This window comes from Streptomyces sp. NPDC092369, from assembly GCF_044755245.1.
In the GTDB taxonomy this organism is placed as follows: Bacteria; Actinomycetota; Actinomycetes; order Streptomycetales; family Streptomycetaceae; genus Streptomyces.
In genome coordinates this window covers 580,490-600,015 of record NZ_JBIVQP010000001.1, presented here as the reverse complement: position 1 = coordinate 600,015, position 19,526 = coordinate 580,490, and the positions used below count along the sequence as shown (strand labels likewise).

Annotated in this window: 20 protein-coding genes; 11 read left to right on the top strand and 9 right to left on the bottom strand. The window is 71.5% G+C overall.

Going from position 1 to position 19,526, the window contains the following annotated elements:
- Positions 1–148: 148 nt before the first annotated feature.
- Together ACIQI8_RS02600 and ACIQI8_RS02595 are read right to left on the bottom strand one after the other, a co-directional pair.
- Positions 149–1,783, bottom strand: coding sequence for an amidohydrolase (locus ACIQI8_RS02600; RefSeq protein ID WP_402343906.1), 1,635 nt, complete (start codon positions 1,781–1,783; stop codon positions 149–151).
- 12 nt (positions 1,784–1,795) lie between these two features.
- Complete coding sequence (locus ACIQI8_RS02595) at positions 1,796–3,304, bottom strand: APC family permease (RefSeq protein WP_402343903.1); 1,509 nt, start codon at positions 3,302–3,304, stop codon at positions 1,796–1,798.
- 127 nt (positions 3,305–3,431) lie between these two features.
- Between ACIQI8_RS02595 and ACIQI8_RS02590 the strand changes: the two genes are divergently transcribed.
- The gene (locus tag ACIQI8_RS02590) at positions 3,432–4,154 is read left to right on the top strand and encodes a helix-turn-helix domain-containing protein (protein ID WP_402343900.1); all 723 of its coding nucleotides are present in this window, start codon (positions 3,432–3,434) and stop codon (positions 4,152–4,154) included.
- Between the two features lie 99 nt (positions 4,155–4,253).
- Positions 4,254–4,718, top strand: coding sequence for a pyridoxamine 5'-phosphate oxidase family protein (locus tag ACIQI8_RS02585; RefSeq protein WP_402343897.1), 465 nt, complete (start codon positions 4,254–4,256; stop codon positions 4,716–4,718).
- 24 nt (positions 4,719–4,742) lie between these two features.
- On the opposite strand, the gene ACIQI8_RS02580 is transcribed toward ACIQI8_RS02585, so the two are convergent.
- A complete protein-coding gene (locus tag ACIQI8_RS02580; RefSeq protein WP_402343894.1) occupies positions 4,743–5,054 on the bottom strand; it encodes a DUF4235 domain-containing protein in 312 nt (103 codons plus the stop codon).
- A 255-nt stretch (positions 5,055–5,309) separates the two neighbouring features.
- Between ACIQI8_RS02580 and ACIQI8_RS02575 the strand changes: the two genes are divergently transcribed.
- Positions 5,310–6,227 (top strand): cation diffusion facilitator family transporter, encoded by a 918-nt coding sequence (locus tag ACIQI8_RS02575; RefSeq protein WP_402346642.1) that lies wholly within the window; start codon positions 5,310–5,312, stop codon positions 6,225–6,227.
- Positions 6,228–6,317: 90 nt separating this feature from the next.
- Here ACIQI8_RS02575 and ACIQI8_RS02570 read toward each other — a convergent pair whose 3' ends face one another.
- Positions 6,318–6,770, bottom strand: a complete 453-nt coding sequence (locus ACIQI8_RS02570) for a nitroreductase family deazaflavin-dependent oxidoreductase (protein WP_402343891.1) — start codon at positions 6,768–6,770, stop codon at positions 6,318–6,320.
- Between the two features lie 272 nt (positions 6,771–7,042).
- Between ACIQI8_RS02570 and ACIQI8_RS02565 the strand changes: the two genes are divergently transcribed.
- Both ACIQI8_RS02565 and ACIQI8_RS02560 read left to right on the top strand, forming a co-directional pair.
- On the top strand, positions 7,043–8,242 hold the full coding sequence (locus tag ACIQI8_RS02565) for a cytochrome P450 (RefSeq protein WP_402343888.1): 1,200 nt from the start codon (positions 7,043–7,045) through the stop codon (positions 8,240–8,242).
- A 13-nt stretch (positions 8,243–8,255) separates the two neighbouring features.
- Positions 8,256–8,450: a ferredoxin gene (locus tag ACIQI8_RS02560; protein WP_123996240.1), complete on the top strand. Its 195-nt coding sequence runs from the start codon at positions 8,256–8,258 to the stop codon at positions 8,448–8,450.
- A 26-nt stretch (positions 8,451–8,476) separates the two neighbouring features.
- Here ACIQI8_RS02560 and ACIQI8_RS02555 read toward each other — a convergent pair whose 3' ends face one another.
- Positions 8,477–9,037 carry a TetR/AcrR family transcriptional regulator gene (locus ACIQI8_RS02555; protein WP_402343884.1) on the bottom strand — a complete coding sequence of 187 codons (561 nt, stop codon included), beginning with the start codon at positions 9,035–9,037 and terminating at the stop codon, positions 8,477–8,479.
- Between the two features lie 115 nt (positions 9,038–9,152).
- On the opposite strand from ACIQI8_RS02555, the gene ACIQI8_RS02550 reads away from it, so the two are divergent.
- From ACIQI8_RS02550 to ACIQI8_RS02540, 3 genes are all read left to right on the top strand, one after another.
- On the top strand, positions 9,153–9,611 hold the full coding sequence (locus ACIQI8_RS02550; RefSeq protein ID WP_402343881.1) for a nuclear transport factor 2 family protein: 459 nt from the start codon (positions 9,153–9,155) through the stop codon (positions 9,609–9,611).
- A 9-nt stretch (positions 9,612–9,620) separates the two neighbouring features.
- Positions 9,621–10,160, top strand: a complete 540-nt coding sequence (locus tag ACIQI8_RS02545; RefSeq protein ID WP_402343878.1) for a flavoprotein — start codon at positions 9,621–9,623, stop codon at positions 10,158–10,160.
- 79 nt (positions 10,161–10,239) lie between these two features.
- Positions 10,240–11,208, top strand: a complete 969-nt coding sequence (locus ACIQI8_RS02540; RefSeq protein WP_402343875.1) for an aldo/keto reductase — start codon at positions 10,240–10,242, stop codon at positions 11,206–11,208.
- 16 nt (positions 11,209–11,224) lie between these two features.
- On the opposite strand, the gene ACIQI8_RS02535 is transcribed toward ACIQI8_RS02540, so the two are convergent.
- A complete protein-coding gene (locus tag ACIQI8_RS02535) occupies positions 11,225–12,043 on the bottom strand; it encodes a phytanoyl-CoA dioxygenase family protein (protein WP_402343872.1) in 819 nt (272 codons plus the stop codon).
- Between the two features lie 63 nt (positions 12,044–12,106).
- Here ACIQI8_RS02535 and ACIQI8_RS02530 point away from each other — a divergent pair, with 63 nt between their 5' ends.
- Positions 12,107–13,027, top strand: coding sequence for a helix-turn-helix domain-containing protein (locus tag ACIQI8_RS02530; RefSeq protein ID WP_402343869.1), 921 nt, complete (start codon positions 12,107–12,109; stop codon positions 13,025–13,027).
- A gap of 425 nt (positions 13,028–13,452) precedes the next feature.
- Positions 13,453–15,315 (top strand): RICIN domain-containing protein, encoded by a 1,863-nt coding sequence (locus tag ACIQI8_RS02525; protein ID WP_402343866.1) that lies wholly within the window; start codon positions 13,453–13,455, stop codon positions 15,313–15,315.
- A gap of 12 nt (positions 15,316–15,327) precedes the next feature.
- On the opposite strand, the gene ACIQI8_RS02520 is transcribed toward ACIQI8_RS02525, so the two are convergent.
- The 3 genes from ACIQI8_RS02520 to ACIQI8_RS02510 form a co-directional block, all read right to left on the bottom strand.
- Positions 15,328–16,584, bottom strand: coding sequence for an arsenic transporter (locus ACIQI8_RS02520; RefSeq protein ID WP_402346640.1), 1,257 nt, complete (start codon positions 16,582–16,584; stop codon positions 15,328–15,330).
- Positions 16,585–16,667: 83 nt separating this feature from the next.
- Positions 16,668–17,360, bottom strand: a complete 693-nt coding sequence (locus tag ACIQI8_RS02515; RefSeq protein WP_402343863.1) for a DUF4232 domain-containing protein — start codon at positions 17,358–17,360, stop codon at positions 16,668–16,670.
- 152 nt (positions 17,361–17,512) lie between these two features.
- Positions 17,513–18,889: a serine/threonine-protein kinase gene (locus ACIQI8_RS02510; RefSeq protein ID WP_402343860.1), complete on the bottom strand. Its 1,377-nt coding sequence runs from the start codon at positions 18,887–18,889 to the stop codon at positions 17,513–17,515.
- Between ACIQI8_RS02510 and ACIQI8_RS02505 the strand changes: the two genes are divergently transcribed.
- Positions 18,888–19,478, top strand: a complete 591-nt coding sequence (locus tag ACIQI8_RS02505; RefSeq protein ID WP_402343857.1) for an RNA polymerase sigma factor — start codon at positions 18,888–18,890, stop codon at positions 19,476–19,478. The two genes, ACIQI8_RS02510 and ACIQI8_RS02505, sit on opposite strands and share 2 nt — an antisense overlap.
- Positions 19,479–19,526: the final 48 nt, after the last annotated feature.

Sequence of the window (19,526 nt, the reverse complement as noted above, 5' to 3'; positions counted from 1 at the left end):
CTCCCCCGCTCTGCGAGCGGACGCCAGGAATGGCCACCCGCACACTCGAACTCAGCTTCCATGGCCGAAAGTTGAACCTAGAAGCGGTACGAGACTGCCCAAAACCTAAACGATCAACACGTGACCTGTCCGTGATCTGGGTTACTGCTCACACCTCTTGAGCTGCGTATACTCGCGCGCCCCCCACGTATGTCGCCGCGACCCGCGTCTGCGCGATCGCCGTTGTCGGCCCGTCGAACGGATCACGGTCGAGCACCACGAGATCCGCGAGGGCTCCCACCCGCACCTGACCGGTGTCGTCCAGGTGGTTCGCATACGCCGAGCCCGCCGTGTACGCCGTCAACGCCTCGGCGAGTCCGATGCGTTGGGCCGGCAGGAACACCGGCGTGTCGCCGCCGTCGGGTGTCACGCGGTTGACCGCCACATGGATTCCCTGGAGCGGATCGGGGCTGCTCACGGGCCAGTCGCTGCCCGCCGCGAGCCGGGCGCCGGAGCGCAGCAGCGCCCCGAACGGGTACTGCCACGTGGCCCGTCGGGCGCCGAGGAAGGGGATGGTCAGCTCGTCCATCTGTGGTTCGTGGGCCGCCCAGAGCGGCTGGATGTTCGCGACGGCGCCGAGCCGGGCGAAACGCGGTACGTCGTCGGGGTGGACCACCTGAAGATGCGCCAGGTGGGGTCGCGTGTCGCTCGGTCCGTTGGCGGCCCGCGCCGCCTCGACCGCGTCCAGCGCGTCGCGTACGGCGCGGTCGCCGAGCGCATGGAAGTGGCACTGGAAACCAAGGGCGTCCAACGTGCTGACGTACTGGGGGAGTTGGGCGGGGTCGATGAAGCTGGTTCCCCGGTTGCCGGTCACGCACCCGCACTTGTCCAGGTACGGATCCAGCAGCGCGGCGGTGCCGGTCTCGGCGACCCCGTCCAGCATCAGCTTGACGCTGGATGCACGGAACCGTCCGTGGCTCAACTCTCGCCGCTTTTCCACGAGTTCGGGGATCTGCTCGGCCCCGCGCTCCCGGTCCCACCACAGTGCCCCGACGACCCGGGCGGTCAGCGAGCCGTCGCGGGCCGCCGCCAGATAGGCGTCCGACGGGTCGTCCATGCCGAGGAACTCCCCGACGAGCGCGTCCTGCCAGGCCGTGATGCCGAGCGCGTGCAGATGGCGCTGCGCGTGCAGCAGGGCGGCCAGCCGGTCGGCCGCGTCGGCGGGCGGGGTGAGCCGGCCCACCAGCTGCATGGCGCCTTCCTGCAGTGTGCCGACCGGCTCGCCCGAGCCGTCCCGCTCGATGCGTCCGTCGGCTGGGTCCGCGGTCTCCTTGGTGATGCCCGTCAGTTCGAGCGCGCGGCTGTTGACCCAGGCACCGTGATGGTCGCGGTTGGGCAGATAGACCGGCCGGTCCGGCACCACCGCGTCCAGCAGCTCCTTCGTCGGCACACCGCCCTCGAAGGCCTCCATCGACCAGCCGCCGCCCGTGATCCACTCCTGCTCCGGGTGGGCGTCGGCGTACGCGCGCACGGCGGCCACGGTCTCGGCGGCCGTCCGCGTCCCGGTCAGGTCGCAGCGGGTGAGTTCGAGGCCGGCCGGCAGCGGGTGGACGTGCGCGTCCTGGAAGCCGGGCAGCAGCAACCGCCCGGCCAGGTCGACGACTTCGGTGCGCGGTCCGGCGAGATCCAGAATCTCGTCGCGCCCCACGGCGACGATGCGCTCGCCGCAGACGGCCACGGCGGTCGCGGTGCGGCCCTCGGGGGTGAGGACGGGGCCGCGGGTGAAGAGAAGGTCTGCGTGCATGGTTCGCGTTTCCTAGCGGGGTGTCGGGAGCAGGTGCGGGGCGTCGGCGTCGGTGCCCTCGCCGGTGCGGAAGTACGGGGATCTGCGCACCCACTTGGACCATGCGGCGGCCACGAAGCCCGACGCGATCATCACCAGTGGGGTGAGCAGCAGGAACCAGCCGTTGTCCGCGCTGAGTTCGAGATGGTCGGCGGAGGTGTAGAAGGACCAGCCGAGATAGCCGCCCAGACCGAGGAGGGCGGCGGCGCTCAACGCCGGCAGCACCACGGCTCGTACGCCTTCCTTCAGGTCCTCGCGCAGCAGCGAGCGGAAGCGGACGGCCGCCGCCAGCGCGGTGAGCGCGTACGACAGGGCGACCACGATTCCCACGGCACTCACGGTCGCCATGATCAGGTCCGCGAGGCGGGGGATGACCAGGGCGAGGGCCGCGACAGCCGCCGCCAGCGCGCCGATCAGCAGCGTGCCGGCGGCCGGAGTCCCGTACCGCGGGCTGACCTTGGACCACACCGGCCCGAGCGTACGGTCCCGGCTCATCGCGAACATCGCCCGGGCCGTCGGGATCACCCCGGCCTGCAGTGAGGCGACGGCCGAGAACATCAGCGCCACCAGCGGCAGCGCGGCCAGCGGCTGGTCGGCCAGCCGGTCGCCGAAGAACGCCAGGCCCTCGGCGCCGTGTCCGACCAACTCCGGTTCGGACAGCACCCGTTGGAAGGCGACCGAGCCGATCAGGAACAGCGCCAGCATGGTGAACAGGGTGATGAAGCCGGCCCGCGAGGCGTCCCGCGGGTCGCGCACCTCCTCGTTGACGCTGAACGCGGCCTCGAAACCCCAGTAGCAGAACACCGACAGCAGCAGTCCCTGGGCGAGGGCGGCGGCCGAGGGGACGGCGAACGGATCGAACCAGCTCAGACTGAAGGAGTGCGGGCCGGTGACGATGCCGTATCCGCAGAACCCCAGCAGGACGACGTACTCGAAGATCAGCAGCCCGCCCTGCAGGCGCGCGGCGGTGCGGATGCCGGTGACCGCGGTGAGCGTGACTGCGAGCAGGACCACGACACCGATCGCGGTCGTCTGCGCGGTCGAGCCCGCGTCCAGGGCGAGGGGACCCAGCTTGTGCACGCCGGCGTCCCCGGCCAGCTGGATCAGCGCCGAACCGGTGACCGCGGTGGTGTAGGCCAGGAACGCCACCGTCGCCACGATGTTCACCCAGCCGACCATGAAGCCGAGCCATGGACTGAGTGAACGGCCCACCCACACATAGCCGTTGCCCGCGTTCGGCTCCACCCGGTTGAGCCGGGAGAAGGCGCCCGCGATGCCCACGATCGGCAGGAACGCGAGCAGCATGATCGCCGGCAGATGCAGTCCGACCACGCCGGCCGTGACGCCCAGGCCGATCCCGATGGTGGTGGTCGCGGCCGTGCTGGAGGCGGCGACGGCGATGCCGTCCAGGAGGCCGAGGGACCTGCGCAGCTCGGAGTCCGGCCGCGCGGGTGGGTCCGCTCCGTAGGGTTTCTCGGTCATGGCCGGGTCTCCGCTCGCACCTGGGGGGCCTGACAGGCCCCGGTGACCGCACATGAAACTGCCCGTGCACTTAACAGGTCAACGGTGTTGTCATAAGGTGCGGACACCGGCTCCAGGGAGGCAGTCCATGAGCGAGCGCGTCGTCCCGGCCGCCGACCGGCGGCGCAGGCGTCCCACCAAGGCGGGTGTCGTCCTGTCCGAGGAACTGATCGTCGAGACGGCGCTGCGGCTGATCGAGGAGCACGGCGCCGACGCCCTGTCGGTGCGCCGCCTCGGCCGCGCCCTCGGCGCCGACCCCAGCTCGCTGTACCGCTACTTCCGGCACACCGACGACCTGCTGCTCGCCGTCGCCGACGAGCTCATCGGCCGTACCCTGCGCACCTGGCGCCCCACCGGCGACTGGCGCGCCGACCTGCGCGACCTCGGCCTGCGGATGCATGCCGGCGCCCTCGCCCAGCCCAGGGCCGCGGTGCTCAGTTCGTACCGGGTGACCGGGCGGGTGCACGAGATCCAGGCCGTGGAGGCGATCCTCGGTGTGGTGCGCGGGGCCGGTTTCCCCGATGCCGAGGCCGTGCGGATCTACCATGCCTTCGTCGACCAGTGCCTCGCCTTCGGCGCCCTCGACTCGGCGAGCCTCGCGATGCCGAAGGCGGCCCGCGCGGCGGAAGTGGCCGTATGGCGTTCGACGTACGCCGAACTGCCCGCCGCGACCCACCCGCACATCGCCGCCACCGCCCGCCACCTGGTCGCCGACATGCCGCGCAGCTCGTACCCGGCCGCCCTGGACCTGCTGCTGAGCGCGGCGGCGGCACGGCTCGCGGAGATCAGGGCGGCAAAGGAGGGCGGCTGACGGTCACATCGGCGGACACCCGACCGTCATAGCCCTGACAGTGCACGGACCGACGGTGATCAGGCCATCGGTCCGTCGACCGGAGGAGGACGTACGACAATGAATCGGCCACCCGCGCGCGATCCCGGGCAGCGCAAGCAGGACACGCTCCGTCGGCTCGAACACGACGAGGACGTCTGGGTCGCCACCGCGGCGCCCGACGGCGGCGGGCCGTATCTCGTCCCGCTGTCCTTCCGCTGGGACGGCTCGACGCTGCTGCTCGCCACTCCGGCCGCCAGTCCCACCGGCCGCAACCTCGCGGCGACCGGCGTCACCCGCCTGGGCATCGGACCGACCCGGGACGTGGTCATGATCGAGGGGACCGTCGAGATGGTGACGCCCGCGGATCTGTCCGAGCAGGAGGGTGACCTGTTCGCCGCGAAGACCGGCTTCGACCCCCGCCGACTCGCCACCTCCTACCTGTACTTCAGGGTGTTCCCGCAGCGCGTGCAGGCCTGGCGGGAGGCGGACGAGCTGGACGGGCGCGAGCTGATGCGGGACGGGAAGTGGCTGGTCGCCGACTGAACCCGTCCCGGTGCCCGGGACAGGTCAGTCCCGGCCGCCCTTGCCGTCGCCCGGCCAGACACCGGTGCGGCGATGGACGGCCGTCGCGCCCGCGCGGTCCGCCGCGCTGCGGGCCACGGCGAACAGGGCGCCCTGGATCGCGGCGGCCACCAGGACCTCCGTCCAGCCACGGTCCCGGTCCAGCGCGTCGGGTGCGTTGTCCTCGTGCCGGATCGCCTTCCACGTCCTCTGGAAGGCGAGGCCGGCCAGTGTCCCGCTCGTCCAGCCCAGGGCGAACCCGAGGGGCTTGTAGCCCAGGGGGAGTTTCAGCTTCTTCCGCTTCTTCGTCTTGGCCACGTGTCTCTCCTTCGATGCGGTCGAGGCCGACAGTCTCACCGGAGCGAGTGTCCGGTATAGCCGATGGCATGCCCGTCACCCGGATTCCGGCCCATGCTGTGTGAGCGGCGCGCTCAGGGGCAGTCGGCGAGGGTGACTGGGACAGCATCCGCGCAGAAATCCGACAAGAAGTCCGACAAGGAACTCGAGGAGACCGCTGAGGAGGCCTCCGAGGAAACCCCCGCGAAGGACGCCGACAGCAGGACCCGCGTCACCGTGCTGGTGGCGCTCGCCGCCAACCTGGTGATCGCCGTGGCGAAGGCGGTCGGCGGACTCTTCGCCGGCTCGCCGGCCCTGCTGTCGGAGGCCGCGCACTCCGTGGCCGACAGCCTCAACGAAGTTTTCCTGCTGGCCGCACTGCGCCGCAGCCGCCGCCCCGCCGACCGGCGCCATCCCTTCGGCTACGGCAAGGAACGCTTCTTCTGGTCGCTCCTGGCCGCCGTCGGGATCTTCGTGATGGGCGGCTGCTTCTCCTTCTTCCAGGGCTTCGAGGCCCTCAGGAACGGCGCCGAGGAGAAGCACAGCGGGTATGTGATGGGCCTGATCGTCCTGGGCGTCGCCTTCGTCGCCGAGGGCGTCTCGCTGGTCCGTGCCCTGCATCAGGCGCACCGGCAGGGCGGACGCAGCGGTCTGCGCGACCCGGCGCTGCGCACGGTCATCGCCGAGGACGGCACGGCGGTGCTCGGTGTGACGCTGGCCGCCGCCGGCATGGCGCTGCACATGGTCACCGGGCAGGTGGTGTGGGAGGCGTCGGCCTCGATGGCGATCGGCGCGCTGCTCGTCTTCGTCGCCTACCGCCTGGGCGGCGACGCCCGTGACCAGCTGATCGGCGAGGCCGCCGACCCGGAGGCGGCGGACCGGATCCGGGAACTGCTGGAGGAACAGCCCGAGATCGACAGTGTGGAGGCCCTGTTCACCATGAAGACGGGCCTCGACTCCGCCCTGGTGGCGGCCCGGGTGGATCTGGTGGGCGGCCTGGACAGCGAGGTGGTCGAGGAGGTCTCCGTGCGGATCAAGCGGACCATCTCGGACGCCGTGTCCGAGGCGGACCAGATCTTCCTGGACATCACCGACCGGCACGCCCGGGAGGCAGCGGAGAGCCCCGCCGCGACGGGGGAGCGCGGCGGGGCCTGACGCACGCGTGCCCGGGGACACCGGGGTCATGCACCCCTGACCCAGGATTTTTTTCGCACCCTGGTCAGGGGGTGTGCGTCGGTAGGCGGATCAAGCGTTCCCGGCGACCGGTTCGAGCACGAAGACCGGAATCTGCCGGTCCGTCTTCTTCTGGTAGTCGGCGTACGGCGGATAGGCCGCGACGGCCCGCTCCCACCACTCGGCCTTCTCCGTGCCGGTGACCTCACGGGCGATCATGTCCACCGGCTCCGGCCCGTCCTGGAGCTCCACGCGGGGCTCGCCCTTGATGTTGTGGTACCAGACCGGGTGCTTGGGTGCCCCGCCCTGGGAGGCGACCACGGCGTACGTACCGTCGTGCTCGACGCGCATCAGCGGCGTCTTGCGGATCTTGCCGCTCTTGGCGCCGCGGGTCGTCAGTACGATCACCGGCAGCCCGGTGTCCCGCAGGGTGTTCCCCTTGGTGCCGCCGGAACTCTCGAACAGTTCCACCTGGTCACGCACCCACTGCGCCGGGCTGGGTTCGTACTCGCCCTCAAGAGGCATGGCATCCGTCCCATCGTCGTCTCTACGGTTTCCTGCCGCTCAGCCACAACAGCGTCGCGTGCGGTAATCATCCCTACCGCACACCCCCTGCCCCGCACCCCGTCGGAGGCACCCGTACGGCCGATACCCTGACCGGTTTTCGATTCCTGAGCGATCATCCCCGGCCAGAAAGCGCTCGCGGTCCATCTGGCCGAACTTGTCGTCGTTCTATAGATGCCCGGGGCATCTAATGAAGATCTGCACGACGCACCCTTCGTCTGCGAGGTCTTCCCATGACGGAAACGGAACCCGTCGCCTTCCCCCAGGACCGGACCTGCCCCTACCACCCGCCGACGGCCTACGACCTGCTGCGCGCCGACCGCCCGCTGACCCGGATCACCCTCTACGACGGCCGAAAGGCCTGGCTGGTGACGGGACACACGCTCGCCCGGAGCCTGCTCGCCGACCAGCGTCTGTCCAGCGACCGTTCCCACCCCGGCTTCCCCGTGCCCAACGAGCGCTTCACCGTGGCCCGGGACCGGAGGGCCGCGCTGCTCGGCTACGACGACCCCGAACACCGCACCCAGCGCCGGATGATGGTCCCCAGTTTCACCCTCCGGCGGGCCGCCGCACTGCGCCCGGAGATCCAGCGGATCGTGGACGAACGGCTCGACGCGATGATCGCCCAGGGGTCGCCGGGCGAGCTGGTGAGCGCCTTCGCGCTGCCCGTGCCGTCGATGGTGATCTGCGCCCTGCTCGGCGTCCCCTACGCCGACCACGAGTTCTTCGAAGGGCAGTCGCGCCGGCTGCTGCGCGGCCCGCGGGTCTCCGACGTCCAGGACGCCCGCGACCAACTGGACGCATACTTCGAGCAGTTGATCGACGCGAAGCTGAAGCAGCCGGAGCCCGGCGACGGCGTACTGGACGAACTCGTCCACCAGAAGCTGCGCGAGGGCGAGTTGGACCGCCGCGAGGTCATCTCCTTCGCGACCATCCTGCTCATCGCGGGCCACGAGACGACCGCCAACATGATCTCGCTCGGCACCTTCGCACTGCTCCAACACCCCGACCGCCTGGCCGAGTTGCGCGCGCGGCCCGAGCTGCTGCCCGACGCGGTCGAGGAGCTCATGCGGATGCTGTCGATCGCGGACGGACTGCTGCGCCGGGCCACCGAGGACATCGAGGCGGGCGGCACGACCATCAGGGCCGGCGACCCGGTGCTCTTCTCGACCGCGGTCATCAACCGCGACGCCGACGTCTACGAGGACCCCGACACCTTCGACTGGCACCGGCCGGCCCGCCACCACGTCGCGTTCGGCTTCGGCATCCACCAGTGCCTCGGCCAGAACCTGGCCCGTGCCGAGCTGGAGATCGCCCTGCACACTCTCTTCGAGAGGCTGCCCGCCCTGCGCCTGGCCGTTCCGGCGGACGAGATCCCCTTCAAACCCGGCGACACCATCCAGGGGATGCTGGAACTCCCCGTGACCTGGTAAGAGGCTGAGGGCCATGCACATCGACATCGACAAGGACGTCTGTATCGGCGCGGGCCAGTGCGCCCTGGCCGCCCCGAAGGTCTTCACCCAGGACGACGACGGATACAGCACGCTGCTGCCGGGCCAGGAGGACGGCGGCGGCGACCCCATGGTGCGGGAGGCCGCCCGGGCCTGCCCGGTGAGCGCGATCGCCGTGTCGGACGGCTGAGGCTCGGCGGGCCGCAGCCGGACCTTTCAGTGGGCCCGCAGCAGCAGTCGCGCCGCCTCGCGTGCCTCCCGCGCGGGCTCCGCGCTCCGCATGATGCCGGCGCTGACCATCGCCCCCTCCGCCAGCAGGAACAGCTGCCCGGCGAGGGCGTCGGGCAGCCCGGCATCCGTCACGAGTCCGGCGAGATAGTTCCTGAACTCCCCCTTGTGCGCCCGCACTTGAGCCGTCACGCGAGCAGAGACGGCGCCCAGCTCCCCGTAGGAGTTGATCCACGCGCACCCCCGGAACCCGTCCTCGCGAAACCACCCCTCCAGCCAGTCGAAGACCGCCAGGATCCGCTCCTCGCGATCCTCGCGCTGCGCCACGAACGCGGCGAGCCGCCCGCGCCAGCGCACGTCCCGCCGCTCCAGATACGCCTCCACCAGGTGCTCCTTCGCCGGGAACAGCCCGTAGAGCCGCTTGAGCGAGAGACCCGAGGCGCCGCGCACGTCGTCCATGCCGACGGACTGGATGCCCCGCCCGTAGAACAGCTCCTCAGCGGCGTCCAGCGCCTGCTCCCGGGCGACTGCGCTGTCCCTGACGGCCATCTCCGTACGACCCTTCCTTGACGTGAGAACGCGCGTTCTCCTACCGTAGCAGCCAGCTGGAGAACGCACGTTCTCCTCGGCTGTCCGCACCCGTTCACCCGTCCAGGAGGACTCCATGGCCGACCGCCCGCCCCTGCCCCCGTTCACCCGCGAGACCGCCGCGCGGAAGGTCCAGGCCGCCGAGGACGCCTGGAACACCCGCGATCCGCACAAGGTCTCGCTCGCCTACTCCGAGGACTCGGTCTGGCGCAACCGCGACACCTTCGTCACCGGCCGCGCCGAGATCGTCGAGCTCCTCACCGCCAAGTGGGCGCGTGAACGCGAGTACGCCCTGCGCAAGGACCTGTGGGCCTTCGACGGCAACCGCATCGCGGTCCGCTTCCAGTACGAGTGCCAGGACGCCGACGGCCAGTGGTGGCGCAGCTACGGCAACGAGCTGTGGGAGTTCGACGAGCACGGCCTGATGACCCGGCGCGAGGCCAGCATCAACGACGTGCCCATCGAGGAGAAGCAGCGCCGCATCCACGGCCCGCGCCCCGAGGCCGAACGCGGGCGGACCTTCCCGCTTGAGTAGGGTTCCCGGATGACGGAACCGGACCCCAGACCCTTCCTCTACGTCGTCGTCTGCGCCGCCGGGATCGCCGCCGGCGTCGGCGAGCTGATCGCGGCCGCGCAGGAGCGGGACTGGGAGGTGGGCGTCATCGCGACGCCCGTGGCGGCGGCCGGCTTCTTCGACCGGGCCGCCGTGGAGGCGCGGACCGGCAGGACCGTCCGCTCCGCCTGGCGGATGCCCGGCGATCCACGCCCCTTCCCGCCGCCGGACGCGGTCGTGGTGGCGCCGGCGACCTTCAACACGATCAACAAATGGGCCGCGGGCCTGGCCGACACGCTCGCCGTCGCCACCCTCTGCGAGGCGTACGGCCTCGGCGTACCGGTCGCCGTACTCCCGTGCGTGGCCGAGGCGTTGACCGTCCATCCCGCCTACCACGACAGCCTGAAACGACTGCGCGGGATGGGCGTCCGGTTCGGCGATCCCTACTCCGGCGAGGCGGGGGAGGACGGCCTGCGGCCCGAGTTCGGGTGGGAGCGGGCACTGGACCTTCTGGAGCGGCCGGGGCCCTGACGCCCGCGGGACCGCGCGCCCGGCGGGGACGACGTACGCTCCGAATCAGTACATCGTCTCGAAGGCGGGAGCGGCGAAGATGCAGTACGTGAAGCTCGGTTCGACGGGTCTGGACGTGTCGCGGATCTGTCTGGGCTGTATGTCCTACGGCCTGCCCGACCGGGGCACCCACGAGTGGACGCTCGACGAGGAGGCCTCGCGTCCGCTGATCCGGCAGGCGCTGGAGGCCGGGATCAACTTCCTGGACACGGCGAACGTCTACTCCGACGGCACCAGCGAGGAGATCGTCGGAAAGGCGCTGCGCGACTTCGCGAACCGGGACGAGATCGTGCTCGCGACGAAGGTGCACGGGCGGATGCGGCCCGGGCCCAACGGCGGCGGGCTGTCCCGCAAGGCGATCCTCACCGAGATCGACCACAGCCTGAGCCGACTCGGCACCGACTACGTCGACCTCTACCAGATCCACCGCTTCGACCCGCACACCCCGGTCGAGGAGACGATGGAGGCGCTGCACGACGTGGTCAAGGCGGGCAAGGCGCGCTACATCGGGGCGAGTTCGATGTACGCCTGGCAGTTCTCGAAGATGCAGTACACCGCCGAGCGCAACGGCTGGACGAAGTTCGTGTCGATGCAGAACCACTACAACCTCCTCTACCGGGAGGAGGAGCGCGAGATGCTGCCGCTCTGCGTCGACCAGGGCGTCGGCACCCTGCCCTGGAGCCCGCTCGCCCGTGGCCGGCTCACCCGGGACTGGGGCACCGTCACCGAACGCAGCGCCAACGACAACTTCGGCAGCCGCCTCTACGCCGAGGGCGACCGCACCGTCGTCGAGGCCGTCACCCGCATCGCCGGCGACCGCGGTGTGCCGCGCGCCCAGGTCGCCCTCGCCTGGCTGCTGCGGCAGCACACGGTGGCCGCCCCGATCGTCGGCGCCGGCAAGCCGCAGCACATCGAGGACGCCGTGGCGGCCGTCGAACTGGAGCTCAGCGACAAGGAGTTGGAGGAGCTGGAGCAGCCCTACGCTCCGCACCCCGTCATCGGTCACTGACCTCGCGGGCGGGCGCTCAATGGGGCCCGTGCGGTGCGAACTCCGTGCCGCACGGCCCCGCGCCCTCGCTCTCCGCCAGCACCACCCGGTCGCCGCTCATCGACACCGTCCGGTAGTACGCACCGATCCGCTCGGCAGACCGTCCCACGTAGTGGCCGATGAACGAGCGGCGGAACCGGTCGGCGGTGCTGTTGGGCTGCGAGCCGTGCACCAGGCTGCCGTTGAAGAACAGGACGTCTCCCGGCATCAGGTCGACCGGCACGGCCGCGAGCCCCGGCGGCGGCGGAACGTACTCGCGCGCGAACGACACCCCCTCGTCCGCCTCCTCCGGGCAGAACAGGTCCATCCGGTGCGTACCGGGGACGACTTCGAGCCCCCCGTTGTCCCGGTCGATCACATCGCACGCCACCCACGCGGCCACGCACGTGCCCGGCTCGACCCGCAGATAGAAGTTGTCCTGGTGCAGCGCCTGACCCCGGGCGCCGGGCGGCTTGAAGTAGAACATGCTCTGCGCGGCCAGCACCTCCTCGCCGAGCAGGGTCTCCAGCACCGACCTCAGCCGCGCGTCGAGCAGGACGCGCCTGGCGAGCGCGTTGATCTCGTGCGGCTGCATCACGCGCGGATGGGTGTGCAGCGGGTCGGATCCGGCACGGGGCCGGAAGTGGCCCGGTACCGGTCCGGCTGCGTGCAGCGCCGCGAACTCCGCGCACAGCCGGTCGATCTCGTCGTCTCCGAAGAGCCCCCGGACGACCGTGAACCCGTCCTCGCGAAACCCGTCGAGACCCTCCTGCGGCAGGATGGGAGCACCGGCGGACTGATTGCCTGTGACTGTCATGCGTTCACTCCTTCGTAGAGTGCTCTGGGCCTGTCACGCTAGGCGGCCGCACAGCCGAGGGGGATGCCCGTGAACGCTGACCGATTGCCCGACACGGCTGCCTCCGGTGACTGGGCTCCGCCACCGGGGCTGGTGGTGGTCGGTCACTACGACCAGCCTCAGGGGTACGGCGCGAACCGGCCGCGCGGCGCCGACAGTTGGCTGTTCATCTGGACGACGGGTGGCGGTGGCCGGCTGCGGCAGGGCGGGACCGAGGCGCGGACCGGGGCGGGGGACCTGGTGGTGCTCGCGCCGGGTGTCCCGCATCAGTACGCCGTCGAACCGGGCGCCTCGCACTGGGCGTTCTGGTGGGTGCACTGCGGGGCGCGGCCGTCCTGGTCGCCGTGGCTGCGTCCGTACGACACCGGCGACGGCCTGTACGTCGTCACCCCCACCCCGCCGGGGCTGCACGGCCGGGTCGAGGCCGCGTTCCGGCGTATGCACGCCGATGCCCGCTGGACGGGGAGCGAGCCGCCGCCCGCCGGCGTGTCGGGGGACGAAAGGGTCACCGTGGCCCATGCGGCCGCGGCCCGGGAACTCGCCCTGACCTCGCTGGAGGAGATCGTCCTGCTCACCGCCGCCACCGCCCGGCCGACGGCGCCCGCGTCGGGTGTCGACCCCCGGGTGCGCCGGGCGCAGGAGTTGATCGACGCGGATCCGGGCGCCCCGCACACCGTCGGTTCGCTCGCGGGGACCGCGTCTCTCTCGCCCTCCCGGTTCGCCCACCTGTTCACCGCTCAGACCGGACGGTCCCCGATGCGGGCGCTGCGGGAGGCGCGACTGAGGCATGCCGCCCGGCTGTTGGAAAGCACGGACCTGTCGGTGGACCGGGTGGCGGCCGCTTCGGGGTTCGTCAGCGCGTTCCACTTCAACCGGGTGTTCCGCGCACGTTTTGGACTGCCGCCGGGCGCTTACCGAGCGAGCGGTTCAATGGTTGGCGAGTGACGGGAGTTACTCAAAGGTAACCGAGGTGTGGGTGGTGGAACCCCCGGTCAATGGTTCGCGGAGAGTGTGGGGCGGCGGTAAGTGAATACCATTGCCAATTGGCGACGGGATTCATCCGACATCTCTCAGGGACCCTGCATGACGATTCGTCAAAACCCGGCTCCGAGGACGTAAATCACGAATCCGCGAGATCCCTTGTTCCAGCTCGCTGACCTGTGTAAAGGTGTGCCCTGTCGGCGCACGGACAATAAACATTCCGCTGTGTGCACGAGGTCTCTCCCGTTCGCTCCCAGGCTTCATCAGGTCTGTTGTCGGGAGGGTCGGGGGTACCGAATCCCGTACGAGTGGATCTCGTCGCTTTGTCGACGAATCACCATACCGCCCGGTATGGACCTGAAGTCGCAAGCCCCGAGAGGAATGCAGCCGTGAATGACGCCGGTCTGTCGAATTCCCCCACATCGGTCAGCCAGTTCGAGGTCACGGACGAGCAACTGAGTGCCGAACTGAAGAAGTGGACCGGGGCGACACCCGCGCTGCAGCCCGTCGGTGAACTCCTCGACCGGCACTGGGAGGCGGCCTTCGCGTACGCCAGGCTGTGCACCTACGACGCCCGCGCCGCGGGCATGCTCACCACCGCGGCCTTCACCCGGCTGTTCGGCGAGACCCTGCGCCAGACCGGACCCTCCGCGGCATGGCGGCCCCAACTGCTGGTCACCATGCGGCGGATCGCCGCGGAATGGGACACCGAGCGCGGCCGCGAACTCCTCCACCCCGACCTGCGTTCCCGGCCCGGCGAGGGCGACCGGGTGGCCGCCCGGCTGCTGCCGCCCGCGAACAGGCGGCTGCTGTCGGGCGCGTTCCAGCGGCTGCCCCAGTCGGCCCGCTGCCTGCTGTGGCACGCGGACGTCGAGTCGGAGCCGGTGGCGATACCCGCCGCGCTGCTGGGATTCGACGAGGAGGACGCCCGCGTCGAACTGCGCCGGGCCCGCGAGCGGCTGCGCGAGGAGTGCCTCCAGGTCCACCGCGAACTCGCGCCCGAGCAGGAGTGCCGTCGCTACCAGCGGATGCTCGACGTCACCTACCGGCGCGGCGGGATGGACGTCGACCCCGACCTCGCCGCCCACCTCGCCGGGTGCAAGCACTGCCGGTACACCGCGGACCAGCTGGGCCGGTTCAACGAGGGCCTCGGCCTCGCACTCGCCCAGTCGGTGCTCGGCTGGGGCGCCCGCGAGTACGTGGAGTCGCGGTCCGTCCACGACGACGGCACGGCCGCCGAGGCGGAGGGCGAGCGCCCGGCGATGGCCGGCGAGCCCTTCGTCACCGTCCCGACCGCGACCGGTGCCGGGATGCGCACCGGCCCCCGCAGGGCCACGCGCCGCTCCGCCCACAAGGCCGCCCGCCGGGCCGCCGCCCGCAGACGCAACCTGACGGCCGCCGTCCTGACGGTGAGCGGGCTGATCGCCCTCCCGCTGGTCGTGTGGTCCTCGCTCGACTCCAACGACGGGCACACCACCTCGGAGGCGAGCCGGTCCGACGAGACACCCGGCACCGGCAAGAGCACCGAGGGCGACCCGTCCTGGGTCGGCACGGGTGCGAACGCGGGCGGAGCCATGCAGGGACGGCTCCACAACGTCGACTCCGGGCTCTGCGTCACCGTCGTCGGCAAGAAGGCGGTCGAGGGTGCCGAGGCCGAACTCGCGCCCTGCTCCACGGCGGCGGTCCAGCAGTGGTCGTACGAGACCGACGGACGGCTGCGCAGCGGCGACGACCCGGGCCTGTGCCTGGACTCCCACCTCGGCTACGAGGTGCAGCTGGCCCCCTGCACCGGCGTGGACGCGAAGGAAGCCAAGGACATCCGCTACGACTTCACCCTGCAGGGCACCCTGGTGCCGCGCTGGGACCAGGACCTGGCGCTGACCGCCGCCGCCACCGACGGCTCCGGCGCCCTGGTCCTGAAGACCCGCGACGACAGCACCACCCAGCGCTGGGTGTTCGACACCTCGAAGGCCGACCTCCAGATGCAGGTCGTCAACTGGGACGCGGCGAGCGACCCCACACCGACGCCCACGGCCTCGCCCACCCCCAAGTCCGACAGGAAGCCGTCCCCCACGCCGACGCCGTCCGCGAGCGCGACGACCGCCCAGCCGACGCCGACGCCCTCGCAGACGACCACGAACCCCGTGGACCAGTACTGCTACTACAACCCGTACGCCTGCTACGGCGGCGGAGGCGGTGGCTACGGCGGTGGTGGCAACGGTGGTGGCGGTGGTGGCGGCGGCCACCACTGACCGGTTCGCGGCTCAGCCCCCGACGACCTGGAGCGACAGCCACAGCGCCGCCACGGCCGACAGGAGCGACGCCGGCACGGCGAGCAGCCCGAGCCGGGTGAACTCCCCGAGGGCCACGTCCTCGTCGTGACGGTGCACGATGCGCCGCCACAACAGGGTCGCCAGCGATCCCGCGTAGGTCAGGTTCGGGCCGATGTTCACCCCGAGCAGCACCGCGAGGACCGCTCCGGGGCCGGCCGCGGCGGTCAGCGGCAGCAGGACCAGGACCGCGGGCAGGTTGTTGATGAGGTTCGCCAGCACGGCGGCCAGCACGGCGATGCCCAGCAGCGCCAACAGACCGGAGCCCTTGGGCAGTACATGGTCCAGGGCGTCGGCCAGGCCGTTGTCGACGACCGCGCGCACCACGACGCCGAGGGCCAGTACGAAGGCCAGGAAGGCCGGCGACGAGGCCCGCAGCACCGCCGACGGAGTCTCCCGCCGCCGTAGCAGCGCCCGGACGGCCAGCACCAGCGCCCCCGCGAACGCGGCCCAGGCGGGCTCGATGCCGATCGCCGAGGTCACGACGAACCCGGCGAGCGTGCAGCCCACCGTGATCAGCGCGAACAGCGGCAGCTCAGGCTCCTCGCCGGGCTCGGAGGGCAGCTCGGACAGGGCCAGCTCCTCGGCGAAGAAGCGCCGGAAGATCAGATACTCGGCGCCGATCGCGGCCACCCACGGCAGCGCCATCAGCGCCGCGAACCGGGTGAAGCTCAGCCCGCTGGTCTCGAACGCCAGCAGGTTGGTGAGGTTGGACACCGGCAGCAGCAGGGAGGCCGTGTTCGACAGATGGGCGCACGCGTAGAGATGCGGCTTGGCGCGGACACCCGCCCTGGCGGCGGTGGCGAACACCACCGGCGTCAGCAGCACCACGGTGGCGTCCAGGCTCAGCACGGCCGTGATCACCGAGGCCAGCAGGAACACCGCGGCCAGCAGCCGCCCGGGCGAGCCCGCGGAGCGGCGGGCCATCCACGCCCCGCACGCCTGGAACAGCCCCTCGACATCGCACAGATGGGCCAGCACCAGCACCGCCGCGAGAAACCCCACCACCGGCCCGAGCCGCTGGATCTCGTCCAGGGCGTGGGCCGGGGAGATCGCCCCGGCGACGACCACCAGCCCCGCCGCGGGTACCGCCACCACGGCCTCGGGCAGCCCTTTGGGCCGCAACACGGCGAAGGCGAGCACGGCGGCGAGCAGCGCGACGGACAGGGATTCGGCCAGCGGGGTGTTCAGAGCGAGGTCCTAGCGGTGGGGCGGAGCGGGGACGTCCATGAAAACAGCCGTGAGTAAGAAGCCCGCACGCCACCCCCCGTCGCTCACGCGCCCGAGCCCGGGCTGAACACCGTCAGGAAGGCCGAGGACGAGTTCCCGGACACGGGCACCGGGCCGCCGGTCCACTTCACCTTCAGCGGGTCCTTCTCGTCGGGCGGGGTCACGATGAGCGTCGTCGGAGTCGCCGACTTGGCACCGCTGACCTCCGGGTTCGAGAAGGTCAGCCCGGCCCACGCGCTCTGACCCGGGTCCAGCGTCACCGTCTCCGGCGTGCCCGAGGAGCGCTTGGGGTCCGACCCCAGCTGCTTGCCCGCGGAGTCGGCGAACGCGGCGCCCGGATAGCCGCGCACCGTGCAGGTGTGGGAGGCGGTGTTGGTCAGCACGATCGGGAAGTTCTCCTGACCGGCCCCGGGGTTGTTGGACCCCACGGTCGCGCGCAGCTGGGAGGTGTGGCAACGGGTGCTGACGCTGCCGGACGCCGACACGCCTTCCGAGGGGGTGGTGCCGGTACCGGAGGAGGAGCCGGTGTCCGAGGAGGAACCGGACTGCGTGGCGTTCGGCGACTGGGCGGGGGAGTCGGAGCCGGAGCCGTCGGTGGCCGGTCCCGCCGTGCCCGACAGGGTGCTCGGCGAACTCGCGTTGCCGTCGTCGTTGCCGCACGCGGTCAGCAGGCCCAGTACGGCGACCGCACTCGCGAGCAGGGCGGCCCGCCGGCGGGCGGGAGAGTTCTTCGCCATCGTCCTCAACACTCCTGGTGTCTCCTCGCACACGAACAGGCGTGTGCGTACGGCGCTGTATGCCCCGTCATGTATGTCCGATGCGGGACCGGACGAAAAAGTTCGCACGAGTTCCGGCGAGATCCGTGGACGTCCCCGCCACGTGATCCGTGTCAGTCCCCGATACGTACGGACGCCAGGACGTGGTCGACGGACGGGGCCGCGCTCTTTTGCCGGATCTGTACATAGACCTGCGGCCGGGCCGCGCCCGAGACCGGAGCGAGCGCGGCTTCCGTGAGCGAGCCCCGGCTGCCCGGGCAGCCGCTCCAGGCGCGGACCGTGCCGTGCCAGCGCGCGCCCTCGTAGGTCCGGGAGCCGTCGTAGGAGCAACCCGTGTGGGTGAGCGCGGCCACCGCCTTCGGGAGGTCGCCCCGCTCGCTCAGGCCGACGAACACGCCGTCGACCCCTGCCTTCAGGTCCGGCCACTTGGCCAGGTCGTCGGCGACCGCGAAGCCCGGCTCGTGCCCGGTGGGCAGGCCGAGTGCCTTCGGATCCCACCCGGAGTCGCGCAGCTGGCGGTCCCAGAAGCGCGGCACCTCCGCCGTGACCCGGCCGGTCGTGTCGGCGACCCGGACGTCCTGGGAAGCCGAGGTCCCCTCGCCCCGGTCGACCAGCGCCAGAGCGGTGCCCGTGGCCGCGAGCACGGCGACGGCCACGACGAGCGTCAGGACCGTCCTGCGGCGCGGGCGGGTCCGGCGGACGGGCGTGGCGAGCCGCTCCAGCTCCTCCGCGAAGGCCAGGGCCTGTGGCCACCGCCGCTCCCGGTCCGGCTCCAGGGCGCGCAGCAGGGCCCGCTGGACGTCCGGGGCGAGGTCCGGGCGCAGCCGGTCGGGGCGTACGACGTACCCGGGTTCGCCCGGCACCGTGCCGGTGATCAGGTGGTAGCCGACCGCGCCCAGGCTGTACACGTCGGCCCGGGTGTCGATGCCCATACCGGGCTGGGCCTGCTCGGGCGGCCGATAGCCGGCGGACCCGGCGGCCAGCGTGAGCCCGGACGCCTGCGCCAGGCTCTTGGCGAGTCCGAGGTCGGCCAGCAGCACCCGGGGGCTGCCGCCGGGGGAGGAGCGCAGCAGTACGTTGCTCGGCTTGATGTCCCGGTGCACGATCCCCGCCTCGTGCAGTGCCGCGGCGCCCCGGGCGGCCAGCGCCGTCAGCCGCAGCGCCTCGGACACCGGCAGCGGGCCGCCGGTGAGCAGGTCCTCGAGGGTGCCGCCGTCGGCGTACTCCATGACGAAGTACGGCCTGCCGTCCGGCAGTTCACCGATGTCGTAGACCTGGACCACCCGGTCGGAACCGGCTCGGCGCAGCATCCGGGCCTCGTCCAGGAACCGCTCGCGGACGTCGAGCCGGTGGCTCCAGTTGTCGGCGAGGACCTTGACCGCTACCGGCGCTTCGAGCTCGTCGTCCCAGGCGAGCCAGACGGTGCCGAAGGCGCCCGTGCCCAGGCGCCGCTCAAGGCGGTAGCGGCCGATCCGCTCGACGGAATGCATGCGACTATCATGCCTGGTCGTGGACCGACCCCGAGCACAGCACCTGGTACCGCCCACCGAGGACCTCGCCCGCGCAGCGGCCGCGGGCGACCCGGCGGCGCTGGACTCCCTGCTCACCCAGATGTGGCCCGAAGTGGTCCGGCGCTGCGGCCGGTTCCTGCCCTGCCGCGAGGACGCCGAGGAGGCCGCGCAGGACGTCCTGCTGCAGGTCTCCCGGAAGATCGGCACCTTCGAGGGGCGCAGCCGCTTCAGCACCTGGCTGTACACGGTGGTGGCCAACTGCTGCCGGCAGAAGTACCGCGAGCTCAAGCGTCGGGCCGCCGAGTCGCCCACCCCGATCGAGTACGACGCGCACGCCGACCCGCGCACGACGAGCGTCATCGTCGGCTCCCGGATCGACCTGCTGGAGGCGCTGGACCGGCTGGAGCGCGAACACCCGCGCCTGGTCGAGCCGTTGGTGTACCGGGACCTGTGCCAACTGGACTACGCGGAGGCCGCCGAGCGGGCCGGCATCCCGCTGGGCACCTTCAAGTCCCGGCTGCACGAGGCGCGCAGGCAGATCAGGCCCTGGCTGGGCACCGCGCAGTAGAGGTTCCGCCAAGAGGGCTGAGGGCTTCACGAGGGGCCTGTCTCCGGG